Raw genomic sequence first — 18,300 nt, 5'->3', positions numbered from 1 at the left:
CGCCCGAGCGTGGGGGAGTGCGCACCCGCCCGTCGATCCGATAGCAAGGGCGCATGGCTGTCTTCGTCGCGCTCGGCGCGTTCCTGATGACGCTGGCGGGCGGCTGGACGGCCCTGCGCGTCACCGACCGCCGGCACCTGGTGCTGGGCCTGGCCGGCGGCCTGATGCTGGGCGTCGTCGGCCTGGACGTGCTGCCGGAGGCACTGGCGGCGGCGGACACCGAGCTCTACGGCGTACCGGCCGCGCTGCTCCTCTTCGTGGCCGGCTTCCTGCTGGCCCATCTGGTGCAACGCCTGCTCGCCGCCCGCCGCGCCGACCGCACCCCGGAGGTGGGCCTGACGGCGGCGGCCGCGCTGATCGGGCACAGCGCGATGGACGGCGTGGCGATCGGCGCCGCCTTCCAGGTCGGCGGCGGCATGGGCGTGGCCGTGGCGCTCGCGGTGATCGCCCACGACTTCGCGGACGGCTTCAACACGTACACCCTCACCCGCCTGTACGGAAACGCCCGCCGCAGGGCGCTGACGATGCTGTTCCTCGCCGCGGTCGCCCCGGTCGCCGGCGCGGCCTCGACCCTGCTCTTCGCCATCCCGGAGCCGCTGCTCGGCGCCTACCTCGGCTTCTTCGGCGGCGCACTGCTCTACCTCGCCGCGGCCGAGATCCTGCCCGAGGCCCACCACGAACACCCCGCCCGCTCCACGCTGCTGTGCACGGTCGCGGGGGCGGCGTTCATCTGGCTGGTGGTGGGCATCGCGGAGTGAGCCCTCGAGCTTCACAACTTGCCGCCCCGCCCGCCCTCGCGCCGCGCAGGCGCGATGAGCGTCGAGAGATACGGCAGCGCAGTCCCGTCCAGCTCGCCGGCCGGCCGGACGGACTCCTCCGGCAGCCCCAGCGCCGACCCCCACACGGCCCCGTCGAGCCGGCCGCTCTCCCGCAACGCCTCCGCGACCTCGGCCGCCTGCCGTCCGAACTTGTAGGCGACGACGGTCCCGGGCCCGTTCAGCGCCTCCTTGAGCACGGCGGCCCCGGCGGTCACCGGCACCAGCGTCAGCGGCTCGGTCCCCTCCGTCAGCACGGCACCCGACCGCGCCGCGAGGTCCTGCATGGCGGTGATGCCGGGCACGGTCTCGACGACGGTCCCCGGGACCAGCTCGGTGATGGTCTGCGCGAGATAGGTGAACGTGGAGTACACGTTCGGGTCCCCGATCGTCGCGAAGGCCACGGAGTCATGCCGCTTCAGCAGCCCGGCGACCCGCTCACCCGCCGCGTCCCAGGCGGCCTCGCGCCGCGCCCGGTCGCTCCGCTCGTTCAGCGCGAACACCACCCGCAGCACCTTCTCCTCGGGCACGTAGTGCAGCACGGTCGCCTCGGCGCGCCCGCGCTCACCGGTGTCCATGACGGGGACGACGACCACGTCGGCGGCGCGCAGCGCGTTGACACCCTTGACGGTCACCAGCTCCGGGTCGCCGGGACCGACCCCGACTCCGATCAGCTTGCTGCTCATGACGTCCGGCACCTCTCCACGAACCGACGGGCCGCACCGGGCGCGGACGCCCAGTGCGTGTGCAGATAACTCGCGTGCACACCGCGCTGTACGAAGCCTTCGACGCGCCGCTCGGGCGCCCGTATCCCCCAGGCAGGGGCGGTACCGGACCCGGGCTCGACCACGGTCCGATGAAACTCGTGCCCGCGCATCCGCGTCCCGGCCCCGGCGAGCACGCTGTCACTGACGGCCACGGCGTCCCGGTAGCCGAGCGTGAGCCGCTCCGACATCCGCGCCTGCGCATCGAGCACGCCGCACATGGGCAGCCCGTCCAACTCCCGGCACAGATACAGCAGCCCGGCACACTCGGCAGCGACAGGCGCGCCCGCGAGCGCAAGCTCGCCGATGGCTTTACGGAGCGGCTCGTTGGCGGACAACTCGGAGGCGTACACCTCGGGAAACCCACCCCCGATGACCAACCCGCGTGTGCCCTCAGGCAGTTGCTCATCACGAAGCGGATCAAAGGCCACGACGTCGGCCCCGGCAGCGGCCAGCAGCTCACTGTGCTCGGCATAGGAAAACGTGAAGGCCTCCCCACCGGCAACGGCAACAACCAGCCCGTCTGAGGGTGCCCCCTCTGGGGGAGCTTGAGGACGAGGCAGTTCAGGCCGAAACGGGGGTCTGGGGGCGCAGCCCCCAGGGTCGGGAACGGGAAGGGGCGGCGGGGGCGAAGAACCCAAGACCTCAGCCGCATCCCACCCCGCACCCGACAACGCACCCGCACTCCGCGCCAGCCCGGCCAGAGCCTCCAGATCACACCCGGCCGTCACCTGCGCGGCCATGGCGGCCACCGCCTCCACGGCCGCCCCCCGCCGCTCGGCGACCGGCACCAGCCCCAGATGCCGCGACGGCGTGTCCACCTGAGCGGTCCGCCGCAGCACGCCGAGCACCGGCACCCCGGCCGAGTCCAGAGCATCCCGCAGCAGCAGCTCATGCCGATCGGAGGCGACCTTGTTCAGAATCACACCCCCGACCCGCACCTCCGGATCCCAGGAAGCGAACCCGTGCACCAGCGCCGCCACGGACCGGGACTGCGACGAGGCGTCGACCACGAGCACCACCGGCGCCCGCAACAGCTTCGCCACATGAGCGGTGGACGCCAGTTCACCCTCCCCCGCTGCCCCGTCGTACAACCCCATTACCCCCTCCACGACGGCGATGTCACACCCACGCGCCCCATGCAGGAACAACGGCCCGATCAACTCCGGCCCGCACAGATACGCGTCGAGATTCCGCCCCACCCGCCCGGTCGCGAGCGCGTGATACCCGGGGTCGATGTAGTCCGGCCCCACCTTGTGCGGGGACACGGCGAGCCCCCGCGCGGCGAACGCGGCCATCAACCCCGTGGCGACGGTGGTCTTGCCGCTGCCGGACGACGGCGCGGCGACGACCAACCGGGGCACAGAAGTCACCACTCGATGCCCCTCTGCCCCTTCTGCCCGACGTCCATGGGGTGCTTGACCTTGGACATGTCGGTGACGAGGTCGGCGATGTCGACGAGCTTCTCCGGCGCGTTCCGCCCGGTGATCACGACGTGCTGGGTTCCGGGCCGGTCCCGCAGCACGGAGATCACCTCGTCGGTGTCGACCCACCCCCAGTGCATGGGGTACGCGAACTCATCGAGGACGTACAGCTTGTACGTCTCGGTGGCCAGATCCCGCTTGACCTGCTCCCAGCCCTCGCGGGCCTTCTCCTCGTTGTCCATCTGGTCGTCGCGCTGCACCCACGACCAGCCCTCGCCCATCTTGTGCCAGTCGACGGATCCGCCCTCACCACTGGCACCGAGCACCCGCAGCGCGTTCTCCTCGCCGACCTTCCACTTGGCCGACTTGACGAACTGGAACACCCCGATGGGCCAGCCCTGGTTCCAGGCCCGCAGCGCCAGCCCGAAAGCGGCGGTGGACTTGCCCTTCCCGATGCCCGTGTGCACGACCACCAGCGGCCGATTACGCCGCTGACGAGTCGTCAGGCCATCGTCCGGCACCACACTCGGCTGCCCCTGAGGCATTACGCGGCCCTCCTCTTCGCCACACCCTGAACATCCCGCACCAGCCCGGCGATCGAGTCCGCCCGCAACTCGTCCAGCGTCACCGCCGTACCGCCCAGCTCCCCCGCGAGCCGCCCCGCGAGCCCCAGCCGTACGGGCCCCGACTCGCAGTCGACCACCACGGACGCGACACCCTCCGCGGCGAACAACCGAGCCGCCCGCTCGGCAAGCGCGACCGGCTCGGGCCCACCCGTGGCCCGTCCGTCCGTCACGACCACGACCAGCGCCCGCCGAGCCGGATCCCGCAGCCGCTCGACCCGCAGCACCTCATGGGCCTTCAACAGCCCGGCCGCAAGCGGCGTACGCCCACCGGTCGGCAGCGACTCCAGCCGAGCTGCGGCGGCATCCACGGACGAGGTAGGCGGCAGCGCCACATCGGCGGCCGCCCCCCGAAACGTCACAAGACCCACCTTGTCCCGCCGCTGATACGCGTCCAGCAGCAACGACAGCACGGCCCCCTTCACCGCACTCATCCGCTGCCGAGCCGCCATCGACCCGGAGGCATCCACGACGAACAGCACGAGATTCCCCTCGCGCCCTTCCCGAACGGCCTGCCGCAGATCATCCCGCCGCACCACCAGCCCCGGCCCGGACCGCCCCCGAGCCCGCTGATGCGGCGCGGCCGCGTGCACGGTGGCCGCCAAGTGCAGCTTGGTGAGCGCCCCTTGGGGCCGCCGAGCCCCGGTGGTCCGCCCATGCTCCGTCCGTGCCCGTGAACGCCGCCCGGCGGCACCCTCACCGACACCCGGCACGCTCAGCACCTTCGCACGGAAGGGCTCGGACGCCCGTACGGGAGTCTGCTCCCCGGCCCCGGAAGCCCGCGGCTCCCCGTCCTCGTCGGCCTCGGGACGCGCGCCGGAGCCGCCATCGGCCTGCGGCCCCTCGGACGGCGGCTGCCCGCCACCTCCGCCGGGCCCGTCCGGGTCGGGGTCCTCGTCGCCCTCACCGGAGAACTCCTCCAGCGTCTGGTCGAGCTTGTCCTCGTCGAGTCCCGGCGCGTCAAAGGGGTTACGCCGCCTGCGGTGCGGCAGCGCGAGCAGCGCAGCCTGCCGCACATCCTCCGCGAGCACATCGGGCCGTCCGGCCCACGCTGCCAGCGCGGTCGCGGTCCGCGCCATCACGATGTCGGCCCGCATCCCGTCCACCTCGAACGCGGCACAGGTCGCCGCGATCTGCCGCAGCGCCCCGTCGCCGAGCCGCACGGAGGGCAGCAGCTCACGCGCGGCCACGATCCGTGCCCGTACGGCGGCCTCCTCGTCCGCCCACCGCGCGGCGAAACCGGCCGGATCGTCGTCGTAGGCGAGCCGGCGCCTGACGACCTCCACCCGCTGGTCCGGCTCCCGTGAGGCCGCGACCTCGACGGTCAGCCCGAACCGGTCGAGCAACTGCGGCCGCAGCTCGCCCTCTTCGGGGTTCATGGTGCCGACGAGCAGGAACCGTGCGGCATGCCGTACGGAGACACCCTCGCGCTCGACATACGACGCGCCCATCGCCGCCGCGTCCAGCAGCAGGTCGACCAGGTGGTCGTGGAGGAGGTTGACCTCGTCGACGTACAGGATCCCGCGGTGTGCGTCGGCGAGCAGGCCGGGCTCGAAGGCCTTCACGCCCTCGGCGAGCGCCCGCTCGATGTCCAGGGCGCCGACCAGTCGGTCCTCGGAGGCGCCGACGGGCAGTTCGACCATGCGCGCCGGCCGCGACACGCCCGGCCCGGACTCGTGCGGCCCGTCCGGGCACGCCGGGTCGGCAGCCGCGGGGTCGCAGGAGAAACGGCACCCGGCGACCACGGGCACCTGAGGCAGCAGCGCCGACAGTGCGCGCACCGCCGTCGACTTGGCGGTGCCCTTCTCGCCGCGTACGAGCACGCCGCCGACCGCCGGGGACACGGCGTTCAGCAGCAGCGCGAGCCGCAGATCGTGCTGGCCGACGACGGCCGTGAACGGAAACGGGGTGGTCACTTGTCCTCGCCCTCCAGGTCGCCTTCGAGCTCCAGGTAGGTGGCGCGCAGCCGCTCCAGGGTGTCCGCGTCCGGCTCGGCCCACAGCCCACGGTCGGCGGCCTCCAGCAGCCGCTCGGTGATGCCGCGCAGCGCCCACGGGTTGGACTTCTTCATGAAGTCCCGGTTCTCCGGGTCGAAGACGTACTCGGCGCTGAGCTTCTCGTACATCCAGTCGTCGACGACCCCGGCGGTGGCGTCGTAGCCGAAGAGGTAGTCGACGGTCGCCGCCATCTCGAAGGCGCCCTTGTAGCCGTGCCGCCGCATCGCCGCCATCCAGCGCGGGTTGACCACCCGGGCCCGGAAGACGCGGTGGGTCTCCTCGCCCAGGGTGCGGGTCTTCACCTGGTCGGGAGTGGCGGAGTCGCCGACGTACGCCTCGGGGCTCGCGCCCGTCAGATGGCGGACCATGGCGACCATGCCGCCGTGGTACTGGAAGTAGTCGTCGGCGTCGACGAGGTCGTGCTCACGCGTGTCGACGTTCTTCGCCGCCACCGCGATCCGCCGGAACGCCGTCTCCATGTCCCCGCGCGCCGCCCGCCCGTCGAGCCCGCGCCCGTAGGCGTAGCCGCCCCACACCGCGTACACCTCGGCCAGGTCGGCGTCGGATCGCCAGTTGCGGGCGTCGATGAGGGGGAGCAACCCCGCCCCATAGGCTCCCGGCTTCGACCCGAAGACACGGGCGGTCGCGCGCCGCCGGTCACCGTGCTCGGCGGTGTCCTCGTCCACATGCGCCCGTACGAAGTTGGACTCGGCGGGCTCGTCCAGCTCGGCCACCGCCCGTACCGCGTCGTCGATGAGCCCGACGACATGCGGGAACGCGTCCCGGAAGAAACCGGAGATGCGCACCGTGACGTCGATGCGGGGGCGGCCGAGCTCGGCCGACGGGACGATCTCGAAGCCGGTGACGCGCCTCGACGCGTCGTCCCACACCGGACGGCAGCCCAGCAGCGCGAGGATCTCGGCGATGTCGTCGCCCTGGGTGCGCATCGCGGACGTACCCCACACCGTCAGGCCGACGGACTTCGGGTACTCGCCCGTGTCCTGGAGGTACCGCTGCACGAGCGAGTCGGCGAGCGACTGGCCGACCTCCCAGCTGAGCCTGGACGGAATGGCCTTGGGGTCGACCGAGTAGAAGTTGCGGCCGGTCGGCAGGACATTGACGAGCCCACGGGTGGGGGAGCCCGACGGGCCCGCCGGGACGTAACCGCCGTCGAGGGCCTTGAGGATGTGGCCGATCTCGTCGGTGGTACGGGCGAGCCGGGGGACGACCTCGGTACAGGCGAACTCCAACACCGAGACAGCGTCCGGGAGTTCGGTGCCGAGCACCTCCCGAACGAGAGCGGTGCTCTCGGAACCCGCCCAGGCGCGGGATTCCATCCCCTCCGCGATCCGCCGGCACAGCTGCTCCAGCAGGTCGATCGCGTCGGCGGCCGTACGGGACGGCCCCTCGACCAGATCCGTCAGTTCGACCGGTACCTTCACCGCAGCGCCCGGCTCGGCGAGCAACTCCTTCTCGACCAGGCCGAAGTGGAGCGCGAGCGAGGCCCGCAGCCCCGGCAGCGCGTTCGCCTGCCCGCCCCACACCTGCGAGGCGCGCAACACGGCGAGCACCAGGTTGACGCGCGGTTCGCCCACCGGCCCACCACCGAGGATGTGCAGACCGTCCCGGATCTGCACGTCCTTGATCTCGCAGAGATAGCCGTCGATGTGCATGACGAACTCGTCGAACTCTTCGTCGTCCGGCTGCTCGTCGACATGCAGGTCGTGGTGCAGCTCGGCCGCCTTGACCAGCGTCCAGATCTGGGCGCGCACGGCCGGGGCCTTGGTCGGGTCCAGGTCGGAGACGAGCGCGTACTCGTCGAGCAGCTGCTCCAGCTTGGCCAGGTCACCGTAGGTGTCGGCCCGCGCCATCGGCGGCACGAGGTGGTCGACGACGGTGGCGTGCCCACGCCGCTTGGCCTGGGTGCCCTCGCCGGGGTCGTTGACGATGAAGGGGTAGATCAACGGCAGATCCCCGAGGACCGCGTCCGGTGCGCACCCGCCGCCGAGCCCGAGCCCCTTGCCCGGCAGCCACTCCATCGTGCCGTGCTTGCCCATGTGCACGATCGCGTCGGCACCGAACGAGTTCTCCAGCCAGCGGTAGGCCGCCATGTAGTGATGCGACGGCGGCATGTCCGGGTCGTGGTAGATCGCGATCGGGTTCTCGCCGAAGCCGCGCGGCGGCTGGATCATGACGACGACGTTCCCGAACCGGAGCGAGGCGAGGACGATGTCGTCCCCGTCGACGTACAGCGAACCCGGCGGCTCGCCCCACGCCTCCAGCATCCCGTCCCTGAGCTCCGGGTCGAGCTTGTCGAACCACGCCCGGTAGTCGGCCAGTGGCACGCGCGCGGGGGCGGCCGCCAGCTGATCCTCCGTCAGCCACTCGACGTCATGACCGCCTGCCTCGATGAGCCGGTGGATCAACTCGTCGCCGTTGTCCGGGTGTTCGGTGAGGCTGTAGCCGGCAGCCTTGAGGGCGTCCAGGACTCGTACGGCGGATGCGGGCGTGTCCAGGCCGACCGCGTTCCCCACGCGCGAGTGCTTGGTCGGATACGCGGTGAAGACGAGCGCGAGCTTCTTGTCCGCGTTGGCTTTGTGCTTCAACTGCGCATGCCGTACGGCGATACCCGCGACCCGCGCCGCCCGCTCCGGGTCGGCGACGTACACCGGCACGTCGTCCGGCCCCTGCTCCTTGAAGGAGAACGGCACGGTGATCAGCCGCCCGTCGAACTCCGGGATCGCCACCTGCATCGCCGCGTCCATGGGGGACAGGGCGGCATCCGACTCCTCCCAGGCACTCCTGGACGACGTCAGGCAAAGTCCTTGCAGCACAGGGACGTTGAGATCGGCCAGCGCCCCGATGTCCCACGCCTCCTCGTCGCCCCCCGCCGACGCCTGGGAGGCATGCGTACCGCCGGCGGCGAGGACGGTGGCGACCAGGGCGTCGGCCTTCGACAGCAGCTCGTACAGCTCCGCGTCCGCACCGCGCAGCGAACCGCAGTACACGGGCAGGGCGTTGGCGCCCCGCGCCTCGATGGCGTCGCACAGGGTGTCCACGAAGGCGGTGTTGCCGCTCAGCTCATGGGCCCGGTAGAAGAGCACGCCGACGGTGGGACGGCCGTCGACGAAGGGGCGCTCGCCGTGGACGCCGTACTCCGGCATCTTCTGCGGCTCGACGAACCCCTCGCCCGTCAGCAGCACGGTGTCGGAGAGGAACCGGGCGAGTTCGGTGAGGTTGGCGGGCCCGCCCTCGACCAGATACTTCAGCGCTTCGGCCACCACTCCGGCCGGGACGGACGACTCGGCCATCAGCTCCGCGTCCGGTACGGCCTCGCCGCCCAGCAGCACGGTCGGGATGCCCGAGGCCTTGAGCTCGGCGAGCCCGTCCTCCCAGGCCCGCTTGCCGCCCAGCAGTCGTACGACGGCGATGTCGGCGCCGTCGAGGAGCCCGGGCAGCTCCTGTTCCACATCCACCCGGGTCGGATTGCCGATCCGGTACGAGGCACCGGAAGCGGCCCTGGCCGCCAGCAGATCGGTGTCGGCGGTCGACAACAACAACACAGTGCTCATACGGGCGCTCCCGGTGGAATGAAAGGCAGTCCTTGCGGCGCGCCCGACTCGATGAGCCGCCACAGCGCGTCCGTGTCCGCGTGCTGTTCGATCAGGTCGCCGAGCCGGTCGAGCTGCTCCTCGCGCAGCGCGGCGAACGAGGTGTCGGGCGCCGGCACGAAACGGCGGCCCGCGGCGGCGGCCACCTCGCGCAGGAACGCCCGCCGGAAACCGTCCGACTCCAGCGAGCCGTGCCAGTGCGTGCCCCAGGTCTGCCCGACCCGGCAGCCGTCCAGGAAGGGCTCGCCGCCTACGACGTCGGCGACCCCGTGGTGGATCTCGTACCCCTCGACGGGCTCGCCGAGCGCCTCGCCGACGGGCCGGGTGAGGGTCTTCTCCCGTGCGAACCGCACGCGCACGGGCAGCAGTCCGAGCCCGTCCACCCGGCCCACGCGCGACTCGACCTCGTCCTCGATGTGCTCACCGAGGATCTGGAAACCGCCGCAGATGCCGAGGACGGGCCGTCCTTCCACGGCCCTGCGGGCGAGGGCGTCCGCGAGGCCGCGTTCCCGCAGCCACTCCAGGGCCCGGACCGTCCCCCGGGTGCCGGGCACCACGACGAGGTCCGCGTCCGCGAGTTCCTCCGCCCGGTCCACGAACCGCACCACGACCCCGGGTTCGGCCGCCAGTGCGTCCACGTCCGTGAAGTTGGACATCAACGGGACGGCGCAGACGGCGACCCGGAGGATGTCCTCGCCGACGGGGGAGGACACCTCGGACTCCCGGACGGAACCCCGCAGCGACACCCGCAGTCCGTCCTCCTCGTCGATACCGAGGCCGTGCCGGTACGGCAGGACACCGTACGTACGCCGCCCGGTGAGCCCGTGGAGCATCTCCAGCCCCGGCTCGAGCAGCGACACATCGCCGCGGAACTTGTTGACGAGGAAGCCGGCGACCAACTCCTGGTCCTCGCGCGAGAGCAGCGCGACCGTGCCGAAGAACGAGGCGAAGACGCCCCCGCGGTCGATGTCGCCGACGACGAGCACGGGCAGTCGCGCGTTCCGGGCGATCCCCATGTTCACGATGTCGGTCCGGCGCAGATTGATCTCGGCGGGACTGCCCGCCCCCTCACAGATCACCGCGTCATACGTGCCCCGCAACTCGGCGAGGCACTCCAGCACCGTCCCGAGCAGCCGCTCCTGCCGCCCTCCGTGGTAGCCGCGCGCACTCATCTCGCCCACGGGCCTGCCCATGAGGACGACCTGACTGCTGCGGTCACTGCCCGGCTTGAGCAGCACGGGATTCATCAGCGCGGCCGGCTCCACGCGGCACGCCTGCGCCTGCATGGCCTGCGCCCGCCCGATCTCGGCACCCTCGCGCGTGACGAACGAGTTCAACGACATGTTCTGCGCCTTGAAGGGCGCCACCTTCACGCCTTGGCGCACCAGCCACCGGCAGATCCCGGCGGTGACGACGCTCTTGCCGGCGTCGGAGGTGGTGCCGGCGACCAGCAGACCTCCACCACTCATGACGTACGCCCCCTTGTCAGCAGCCGCCCGGCGACACAGACGCCGAGCGCGAGCAGTCCGACGCGCCGGGACAGCCGTACCGCCCGCTCCACGTCGGTGACCCGGACGGCGCGCCCCGCCGACGCGTTGAGCACGGGACGGCGCTCGACCCGGCCCCCGTAGGACAGGGTCCGCCCAACCGGACCCCGAGCGCCCCCGCGAACGAGGCCTCCACCGGCCCGGCGTTGGGGCTCGGATGCCGGTCGGCGTCCGCGCGCCAGGCCCGTACGGCTCCCCGCGGATCGGGACCGGCCAGCGCGGCGAGTGCGGCGGTCAGCCGGGCGCCCGGCCACCCGGCGAGGTCGTCGAGACGGGCGGAAGCCCACCCGTACCGCAGGTATTTGGGCGACCTGTGCCCGACCATGGCGTCGAGGGTGTTCACGGCCCGGAACCCGAGCAGCCCCGGCCCCGCCGACGGCCCCCCACACCAGCGCCCCGACGACCGCGTCGGAGGTGTTCTCGGCCACCGACTCCACGACCGCCCGGGCGATCCCGTCCGCGTCGAGCGCCTGCGGATCCCGCCCGCACAGATGCGGCAGCCGCGCCCGCGCTGCCTCCACATCACCGGCCTGCAGGGCACGACCGATGGCCCGGGCTTCGCGGGCCAGCGACGTCCCGCCCACGACCGCCCAGGTGGCGACGCCGGTGAGGGCCACGGAGGCGGCGGGAGACGACCGTACGAGACGCGAGGCCGCCGTCCCGAGCGCCACCGCCGAGCCCGCACACACGACGGCATGCAGCGCACCCCACCCGCGGTGGTCCCGCCACAGCACCCGCTCGACCCCACCGGCGGCCCGCCCGAACGCGGCGACCGGATGCCCCCGGCGCGGATCACCGAGGAGCAGATCGCCGAGGAGACCGAGAGCGGCGCCGTACGCGAAGACGCGATCGGCACGCATCGGCTCAGCCGATCGCGGGGTCGGGCAGAACCCGGGTACTGAACCTCAACCTCGAACGGCAGCCGAGCATCGCGATATGTCCTCACTCAGGGTGTCCACGCCCTGGTTCGACGAGACCGGCGGTGAGAGTTCCTGGCTCCCGGGGAGTTCCTTCCCCGGTCACAGTGGCGGGACCGCGCCGGATTCACACCGGGCTTCCTCTCCTGCCGCCGTACATGGCCCCGGAAGTCCACCACGGGGTCGGAAGGGGCGTCAACTTGCCTGTGACCTGCGGTGCTGGAGTGTGCTGAGGCCCACACACCGACGCGCCGGGCGGTACGGGAAACCCCGTACCGCCCGGCGCGTCGGTTGAGTCAGGTTCAGGCCACGATCAGATAGATCCCGTACGCCACCGCCGCCGCACATGCCGCGAAGGCGGCGTACGCCCCCGCGACGGCGAGCGCGGCCGAATCGCCCTGCGCCACCGCGCGCTCCCGGCGGGACAGGCCCGCGATGCCGAGGGTGAACAGGCCCACGAGGGCCACGGTGGCCACGAGGCTGACGCCGAAGACGGAGCCGAGGGCCGCCCAGTCGATCTTCATGCTGCTTCTGCTTCCTTCGTACCTGGGGGGCTCAGACGGCGGCCCGGGAAGGCGCCTGGTCCGGGGATGCGGGCTGCGCGGGGATCGTGGCCGTCAGGCCCTCGGCCGCGCCGGGCGGGGGAGTGGCCACGGCGGCCATCGCGGTCGTCACGACACCGGCCGGTTCCTCCGCCGTGTCGTTGACGTTCGTGTGGTCGACGACCTCACGCCGGGAGAGCATCCAGATCGCGGCGCTGGAGGCGACCAGGAAGACGGCGACGAGCGCGGTGCCCCATGAGCCGAAGCCGGTGACCCACTCCGCGACGGCACCGACCAGCGCGGCGGCCGGCAGGGTCAGGCCCCAGGCGACGAACATACGGGTGGCGGTGGACCAGCGCACGACCCCGCCCTTGCGGCCGAGACCCGCACCCATCACCGCACCGGAGACCGAGTGCGTGGTGGACAGCGAGAAGCCCAGGTGGGAGGAGGCCAGGATGACCGTCGCGGCGCTGGTCTGCGCGGCGAAGCCCTGCTGCGGCTGGAGGTCGGTCAGGCCCTTGCCCATGGTGCGGATGATGCGCCAGCCGCCGAGGTAGGTGCCGAGCGCGATGGCCAGGCCCGCCGAGAGGATGACCCACATCGGGGGGTCGGAGTCGGGGGCGAGGGAGCCGCCGGCGACCAGGGCGAGGGTGATGATGCCCATGGTCTTCTGCGCGTCGTTGGTGCCGTGGGCGAGGGAGACGAGGCCGGCGGAGGCGATCTGGCCGGCGCGGTAGCCCTTCGCGGCCGCCTTGCCGTCGGCCTTCCTGCCGAGCCGGTACGTCAGCCGCGTGGCCAGCATCGCCGCGATGCCGGCCACCAGCGGGGCGGCGATCGCCGGGATCAGCACCTTGGTGACGAGCGCGTCGCCGTGCACGGCGCCCACGCCGGCCGAGGCGATGGTGGCGCCGATCAGACCGCCCATGAGGGCGTGCGAGGAGGACGACGGGAGGCCTACGAGCCAGGTCAGCAGGTTCCACAGGATCGCGCCGACGAGTGCGGCGAAGATGACCTCGGGACGTATGCCGCTCTCGTCGACCAGCCCCTTGGAGATCGTGTTGGCGACTTCCACGGAGAGGAAGGCGCCGACCAGGTTGAGGACGGCGGACATGGCCACCGCGACCTTGGGTCTGAGGGCACCGGTGGAGATGGTGGTCGCCATCGCGTTCGCGGTGTCGTGGAAACCGTTCGTGAAATCGAACGCGAGTGCGGTTACCACCACAATCGCGAGGATCAGCGAGATGCCTTCCATTTACCCAGGCAATCGTTCGAGGTCATTGGCTGGACGAACGTACGTAACCCAAGTGAACGAAAGGTGAACTGAGGGGGGTGTCCAGGTGTCTCAAGGTGGGGGCCGTCGTCCGGTCAGGAATCGACGGCCCCGTCCTGCCCGGCTACGAGCCCTTTGCGAACTTCCTCAACTGGGTCGTCGAGCCGTTGAAGAGATTCTGGTCACCCGGCAGGCTGCCGCTGTTGTCGTACTGCCAGAGCGTCCAGAACGACCACCCGGCCGGGAGTGTTCCCGCGCTCGCCGAGTCGTAGCGTGCTATCCACAGCGCGTGGTTGCCGGCGAAGGTGTGACTGCTGCCCGTGCAGGTGTTCCACCAGTGGGTGGTGGTGTAGATCACGGGGCGGCGGCCGGTGAGCCGCTTCACTTCGTCACTGAAGGCCTTGATCCAGCTGACCATCTTCGCCTTGCTCAGGCCGTAGCACTTGTGCTTCTTGTCGTACGGGTTGTACTCGATGTCGAGCGCGGGTGGCAGCGTCCAGCCGTCCCCGCGCCAGGCGCCGCCGTTGCGGACGAAGTACGCCGCCTGGGCCTTGCCCGACGACTTGTTCGGCAGCGCGAAGTGGTAGGCCCCGCGTATCAGGCCCGCGTTCCGCGCACCGTTGTACTGCTGGCTGAAGTACGGGTTGCGGTACGTGGTGGACTCGGTCGCCTTGACGTAGACGAACCGGGCGCCCTTCGACTTCGCGCTCTGCCAGTTGACGTTCTTCTGATGCGACGAGACGTCGTGCCCCTTCGGCTTGCTCGCCGCCGTGGCCGGAATCTCGGCCAGTGCGGTCCCCCCGATCGCGAAGGCCGCCACCGACGCCGCGGCAAGGCGGCTGCGATGGCGGAACGGTTTGCGGTCACGGGCCATGTTTCCCCCCGGAATGGCAACGTGCATGACAAATCCCCCCAGAGAGTACGGGAAGATCGTTGAATGCTCATCGATCTCCGGCCAAGTAGGGGTGAAGGGGGATCTGTGCTGATATGCACCCTTCCGGACGTGCCGCTTCCGCCCTACAGTGCCCCGGCGCGGCAACCGCCCGACGGCCTCCCTGGCAGGATCACGGCATGGCGGAAAGGCGGCGGGGCCGGCGGGACGTCCGGGGCGGCCGGGAGGGCGCACAGGAAGTGGAGGAGTCGCGGATGAGCGGTGTGCGGGACGAGGAGTTCCGGGCCTGGCAGGCGCTCGTGGCGACGGCCCGCCGGACCGTGGCCGACGGACTGGTCGTCGGTACGTCCGGCAATGTGTCCGTACGCGTCCGGGACACGGTCCTGGTCACACCCTCGGGCGTCCCCTACGACCGGCTCACGCCGGACGCCCTGACCGCCGTCGACCTCGACGGACGGCAGGTGCGCGGCACGCTCGTCCCGACGAGCGAACTGCCCATGCATCTCGCCGTGTACCGCACCACCGACGCCCGCGCCGTCGTCCACACCCACGCCGTGCACGCCACCGCCGTCTCGACGCTCGTCCGTGAGCTCCCCGCGATCCACTACATGGCCGGCGCGCTCGGCGGGCCCGTCCGGGTTGCCCCGTATGCGACGTACGGCACCGAGGAGTTGGCCGAGAACATGCTGCACGCCCTCGCCGACCGCTCCGGCTGCCTCCTCCAGAACCACGGCACCCTCACCTACGGCGCCACCCTCGACCAGGCCTACGACCGCACCGCCCAGCTGGAGTGGATGTGCCACCTCTGGCTGACCGCCTCCTCGGTCCCCGGCCTGACCCCGAACCTCCTGTCCGACGACCAGCTGAGGGCGGCGGGGGAGCGGTTGCGGGGGTACGGGCAGTGATCGTAGCTGCGGGCAGTCGTGCCGCTGGGGCGATGGGGTCCCCCGCGCGAGCGAAGCCGAGCGTGGGGAGGGTGGGCGCAGCGGCACCCCGCACGCGCCGGTGAGTGATCCCACTCCCACCCGCACTGGCGCAGCGGCACCCGGCACGCGCCGGTGAGCGATCCCACCCCCACCCACACCCCCTTAACGCCTCAAGCCGCATCACCCCGAGCCCCCCTCCCACTGGCCCCCGCCGACGTCCGCCAGGACACTGGATCCGTGCGCACTGTCAAAGCGGCGGCCGCCGCCGTCACCGCGATGACCGCAGCCGGCGCCGCCGCCGTGGCCGCCGGCCGGTTCGCCAGCGGCGCCGCACTGAAGGCGCCGCCGGGCCGGCCCCTGCCCACCGAACCCCGGCTCACCGTGCACAGCACGGCCGCGGGCCGCGTCACCCTCACCCGCGCCCTGGCCTCCCAACGCCCCGGCACCTACGGCCTCTCCGGCGACGGATCCCACGCGGTCGTCGGCCCCGTCCTGGACAGCGCCCCGCACCCTGCCGACGCCGTCGTCCGCCGCCTGGAGCGCGTCACGCACGGCAGCCTGGAGCCGGGCGACAAGGTGTGGCTCACCCCCAACCTGCACATCGGCGACCCCGGCGCCGCCCTCGGTCTCGACCACGCCGACGTCGACGTGCCCGGTGAACTCGGCGTCCTGCCCGCCTGGTTCGTGCCTGCCGCCAGGGACACCTGGGTGATCACCGTGCACGGCCTGGGCACGACACGGGAACACCCCATGAACGTCATGGAGTTCCTGCACGGCCTTCGCTTCCCCGTGCTCGACCTCGCCTATCGCGGCGACCTCGGCGCACCCCGCCCGCCCGACGGCCTGAACCATCTCGGCGAGACCGAGTGGCGCGACCTGGACGCGGCGATTCGCCACGCCGTGCGGTACGGCGCCGAACGGGTCGTCCTGTACGGCTGGTCGACCGGCGCCACCATGGCCCTGCGCGCCGCCGCGCACTCCGCCGACCGCGACCGCATCCGCGGCCTGATGCTCGACTCCCCGGTCCTCAACTGGGAGGCGACACTGCGCGCCCTGGCCGCGGCCCGGCGGATGCCCGCACCCCTGCTGCCGCTGGCCGTGCGCGCCGCCCAGGGCCGCACCGGTCTGTACGGCGACCGCATCGACGAGGCCGCCCACCCCGAACGCCTGAAGATCCCGACCCTGATCTTCCACGGCCCCGACGACACGGTCGCCCCCTGGGCCTACTCCCGCCGGCTGGCCGAACGCCGCCCCGATCTGGTCGCCCTCCACACCGTCCGGCAGGCCCCGCACAGCGCCCTGTGGAACGCCGACCCGTCGGCATACGAGGAAGCCCTCCGCCGCTTCCTGACACCGCTGATGTGAGTCCCGGCCACGACGGTTCCGTTTAACGCCGTACCACTGTCCGGATCTCGGCCCGGGCCGCCCGAGGAGCCCTTGCGTTGGCCAGTCCCGTCGCCGCCCGTGACATTCCGTTTGGGTTTTCGGACCGTCAACCGGAAGACTGCACCCGTGACGTCCCGTATCCCGCGCGACTCCAGGCTTCGACTCGTCCGCCCGCGACCCCTGGCCGCCGCCCCCCGAGCGATGAACCAGCGGCGCTCGCGCCGCCCCGCGCCCCGCCCGCCGGAGGGCACACCGGCTCCCTCGGAGCTGGCTGGAATGGCACGTTCCAGGCTGGCCGGCGCGGCCCGCGTCGCCCGCTGGGCCGACACCGCACTCGGCCCCGGCAGGGACAACGCCGCCTCCGACGGCAAGGCCCCCCTGGCCGACGCGACCGCCGAACGGGCGGCCGGTGAACTGGGTCTGACGCCGGCCCAGGTCCGCGCCGACTGGGACACCGCCCGCCTCGCCGGCCTCGTCGAGGTGCACGGCGACAGCGCCCGCCCCGGCTGGCGGCTGCGGGCCTGGGACCGTGACGACACCGCCGTTCTGCGTGGCTGGGTCGCCCTGTTCGATGCCTGGTCGCTCGCCCACCCGGAACCCGCCGACCACGAGCCCGCCGCCGTTGCCGAGGTCGTCTCGGCCATGCCTCAGGTGCTCTCCTTCCTCCAGTTGTCCGCCGGACCGGTCCCCGTCGAGCAGCTCCTCGATCTGCTGGCCCAACGCGTCAGGGAACTGCGCACCGAGCGCTGCGAAATCCCCTACGGCCCGCCGCGTGAACCCGCGCGCATCCCGGCCCCTGCGCCTCCCGCCGACGCCGGCCCGGTGCATTCCGCGGCGCACCCGACCCCCCGGGGACGACGCCGAACTGGCCCCTCTCCTCGACTGGGCCCTGCACGCCCTCACCTCCGTCGGCGCACTCACCTACGGCGACGGCCAGGCCACCCTCACCCCGCTGGGCAGCTGGGCGGTCTGGGTCAAGCTGGAGCAGATCTGCGTCGCCGCGCAGAGCCCCGCCGGGAACATCGAGGCGGCCGCCGAGGACATGCTCCGCGGCTGCGCCCAGCTGCGCCCGAACGCGGCCCGCGCCGAGTACCGCGCCTGGCTCGCCGCCCGCCCCGTCGGCAGCGCCGTCACCGAACTCCTCGACGCCGCCCGCGGCGAGGATGCCCTGCTGCGCGGCCTCGCCTTCGAGGCGCTGCGCGTCGTCGGTGCCCCCGCCGAGCCCGACGTACGCATCGCGCTCGACGAGCCGACCCTGCGGCCGTACGCCCTGCTGTGGCTCGCCGAACACGACGGAGCCGACCCGGAGGACGCCTACGAGGTGCTCACCCGGGAGGAGGCCACCTGGCTGTGGGTCGACACGGCGGCCGCGGTCGCCGACCACGGTGAGGCGCCCCTGCTCGTCCGGCATCTGGAGTCCGCCGTGCAGCCGACGGTGCCCGCGCTGCTCGACGAGGTGCGCGCGGTCGGCCATCCCCGCACCGTCCAGGTCCTGGTCGCGCTCGCCGCGGCCCACCCCGACCCCGCCCTGGCCAAGGCCGTACGCCGTGCGGCCTTCCAGGTGCACACCGGGGGCAGCTGACCCG

Annotated in this window: 12 protein-coding genes, 2 pseudogenes and 1 riboswitch; of the genes and pseudogenes, 4 read left to right on the top strand and 10 right to left on the bottom strand. The window is 72.3% G+C overall.

Going from position 1 to position 18,300, the window contains the following annotated elements; genetic code table 11:
• Positions 1 to 53: 53 nt before the first annotated feature.
• The gene (locus StrepF001_RS05865) at positions 54 to 758 is read left to right on the top strand and encodes a ZIP family metal transporter (RefSeq protein WP_129797178.1); all 705 of its coding nucleotides are present in this window, start codon (positions 54 to 56) and stop codon (positions 756 to 758) included.
• An 11-nt stretch (positions 759 to 769) separates the two neighbouring features.
• Here StrepF001_RS05865 and cobI read toward each other — a convergent pair whose 3' ends face one another.
• The 10 genes and pseudogenes from cobI to StrepF001_RS05815 all read right to left on the bottom strand — a co-directional run bounded on the left by cobI (position 770) and on the right by StrepF001_RS05815 (position 14,384).
• Positions 770 to 1,501, bottom strand: a complete 732-nt coding sequence (cobI, locus tag StrepF001_RS05860) for a precorrin-2 C(20)-methyltransferase (protein WP_129797177.1) — start codon at positions 1,499 to 1,501, stop codon at positions 770 to 772.
• Positions 1,498 to 2,955: a cobyrinate a,c-diamide synthase gene (locus StrepF001_RS05855; protein ID WP_129797176.1), complete on the bottom strand. Its 1,458-nt coding sequence runs from the start codon at positions 2,953 to 2,955 to the stop codon at positions 1,498 to 1,500. The genes cobI and StrepF001_RS05855 overlap by 4 nt, the downstream gene beginning before the upstream one ends.
• Positions 2,949 to 3,548, bottom strand: a complete 600-nt coding sequence (cobO, locus tag StrepF001_RS05850; RefSeq protein ID WP_129797175.1) for a cob(I)yrinic acid a,c-diamide adenosyltransferase — start codon at positions 3,546 to 3,548, stop codon at positions 2,949 to 2,951. The genes StrepF001_RS05855 and cobO overlap by 7 nt, the downstream gene beginning before the upstream one ends.
• A complete protein-coding gene (locus StrepF001_RS05845; protein ID WP_129797174.1) occupies positions 3,548 to 5,542 on the bottom strand; it encodes a putative cobaltochelatase in 1,995 nt (664 codons plus the stop codon). The genes cobO and StrepF001_RS05845 overlap by 1 nt, the downstream gene beginning before the upstream one ends.
• Positions 5,539 to 9,195: a cobaltochelatase subunit CobN gene (gene cobN / locus StrepF001_RS05840; RefSeq protein ID WP_129797173.1), complete on the bottom strand. Its 3,657-nt coding sequence runs from the start codon at positions 9,193 to 9,195 to the stop codon at positions 5,539 to 5,541. The genes StrepF001_RS05845 and cobN overlap by 4 nt, the downstream gene beginning before the upstream one ends.
• Positions 9,192 to 10,703: a cobyric acid synthase gene (locus StrepF001_RS05835; protein ID WP_129797172.1), complete on the bottom strand. Its 1,512-nt coding sequence runs from the start codon at positions 10,701 to 10,703 to the stop codon at positions 9,192 to 9,194. Before StrepF001_RS05835 ends, cobN begins: the two co-directional genes overlap by 4 nt.
• Positions 10,700 to 11,641, bottom strand: a pseudogene (locus StrepF001_RS05830) (cobalamin biosynthesis protein). Before StrepF001_RS05830 ends, StrepF001_RS05835 begins: the two are co-directional and overlap by 4 nt.
• Positions 11,642 to 11,746: 105 nt before the next feature.
• Positions 11,747 to 11,891, bottom strand: a riboswitch (cobalamin riboswitch).
• Positions 11,892 to 12,000: 109 nt separating this feature from the next.
• A complete protein-coding gene (locus tag StrepF001_RS05825; protein WP_129797171.1) occupies positions 12,001 to 12,222 on the bottom strand; it encodes a hypothetical protein in 222 nt (73 codons plus the stop codon).
• Positions 12,223 to 12,253: 31 nt separating this feature from the next.
• Complete coding sequence (locus StrepF001_RS05820; RefSeq protein ID WP_129797170.1) at positions 12,254 to 13,492, bottom strand: inorganic phosphate transporter; 1,239 nt, start codon at positions 13,490 to 13,492, stop codon at positions 12,254 to 12,256.
• A gap of 142 nt (positions 13,493 to 13,634) precedes the next feature.
• A complete protein-coding gene (locus StrepF001_RS05815; protein WP_129797521.1) occupies positions 13,635 to 14,384 on the bottom strand; it encodes a lysozyme in 750 nt (249 codons plus the stop codon).
• 197 nt (positions 14,385 to 14,581) lie between these two features.
• On the opposite strand from StrepF001_RS05815, the gene StrepF001_RS05810 reads away from it, so the two are divergent.
• From StrepF001_RS05810 to StrepF001_RS05800, 3 genes and pseudogenes are all read left to right on the top strand, one after another.
• Positions 14,582 to 15,307, top strand: coding sequence for a class II aldolase/adducin family protein (locus tag StrepF001_RS05810; protein ID WP_129797169.1), 726 nt, complete (start codon positions 14,582 to 14,584; stop codon positions 15,305 to 15,307).
• 258 nt (positions 15,308 to 15,565) lie between these two features.
• A complete protein-coding gene (locus StrepF001_RS05805) occupies positions 15,566 to 16,693 on the top strand; it encodes an alpha/beta fold hydrolase (protein WP_129797168.1) in 1,128 nt (375 codons plus the stop codon).
• A 297-nt stretch (positions 16,694 to 16,990) separates the two neighbouring features.
• A pseudogene (locus StrepF001_RS05800) lies at positions 16,991 to 18,296 on the top strand (hypothetical protein).
• Positions 18,297 to 18,300 lie beyond the last annotated feature (4 nt).

It is taken from the genome of Streptomyces sp. F001 (assembly GCF_004187715.1).
Taxonomy (GTDB): Bacteria; Actinomycetota; Actinomycetes; order Streptomycetales; family Streptomycetaceae; genus Streptomyces; species Streptomyces flavusporus.
Note: the sequence above shows the minus strand (reverse complement) of the source record. Positions and strands in the feature narration are given on the sequence as shown.

Excerpts from the sequence above, each read along its gene's own strand:
- StrepF001_RS05865 (WP_129797178.1), top strand. The coding sequence starts at position 54 with ATGGCTGTCTTCGTCGCGCTCGGCGCGTTCCTGATGACGCTGGCGGGC.
- cobI (WP_129797177.1), bottom strand. The coding sequence starts at position 1,501 with ATGAGCAGCAAGCTGATCGGAGTCGGGGTCGGTCCCGGCGACCCGGAG.
- cobO (WP_129797175.1), bottom strand. The coding sequence starts at position 3,548 with ATGCCTCAGGGGCAGCCGAGTGTGGTGCCGGACGATGGCCTGACGACT.
- cobN (WP_129797173.1), bottom strand. The coding sequence starts at position 9,195 with ATGAGCACTGTGTTGTTGTTGTCGACCGCCGACACCGATCTGCTGGCG.
- StrepF001_RS05835 (WP_129797172.1), bottom strand. The coding sequence starts at position 10,703 with ATGAGTGGTGGAGGTCTGCTGGTCGCCGGCACCACCTCCGACGCCGGC.
- StrepF001_RS05825 (WP_129797171.1), bottom strand. The coding sequence starts at position 12,222 with ATGAAGATCGACTGGGCGGCCCTCGGCTCCGTCTTCGGCGTCAGCCTC.
- StrepF001_RS05820 (WP_129797170.1), bottom strand. The coding sequence starts at position 13,492 with ATGGAAGGCATCTCGCTGATCCTCGCGATTGTGGTGGTAACCGCACTC.
- StrepF001_RS05815 (WP_129797521.1), bottom strand. The coding sequence starts at position 14,384 with ATGGCCCGTGACCGCAAACCGTTCCGCCATCGCAGCCGCCTTGCCGCG.
- StrepF001_RS05810 (WP_129797169.1), top strand. The coding sequence starts at position 14,582 with ATGGCGGAAAGGCGGCGGGGCCGGCGGGACGTCCGGGGCGGCCGGGAG.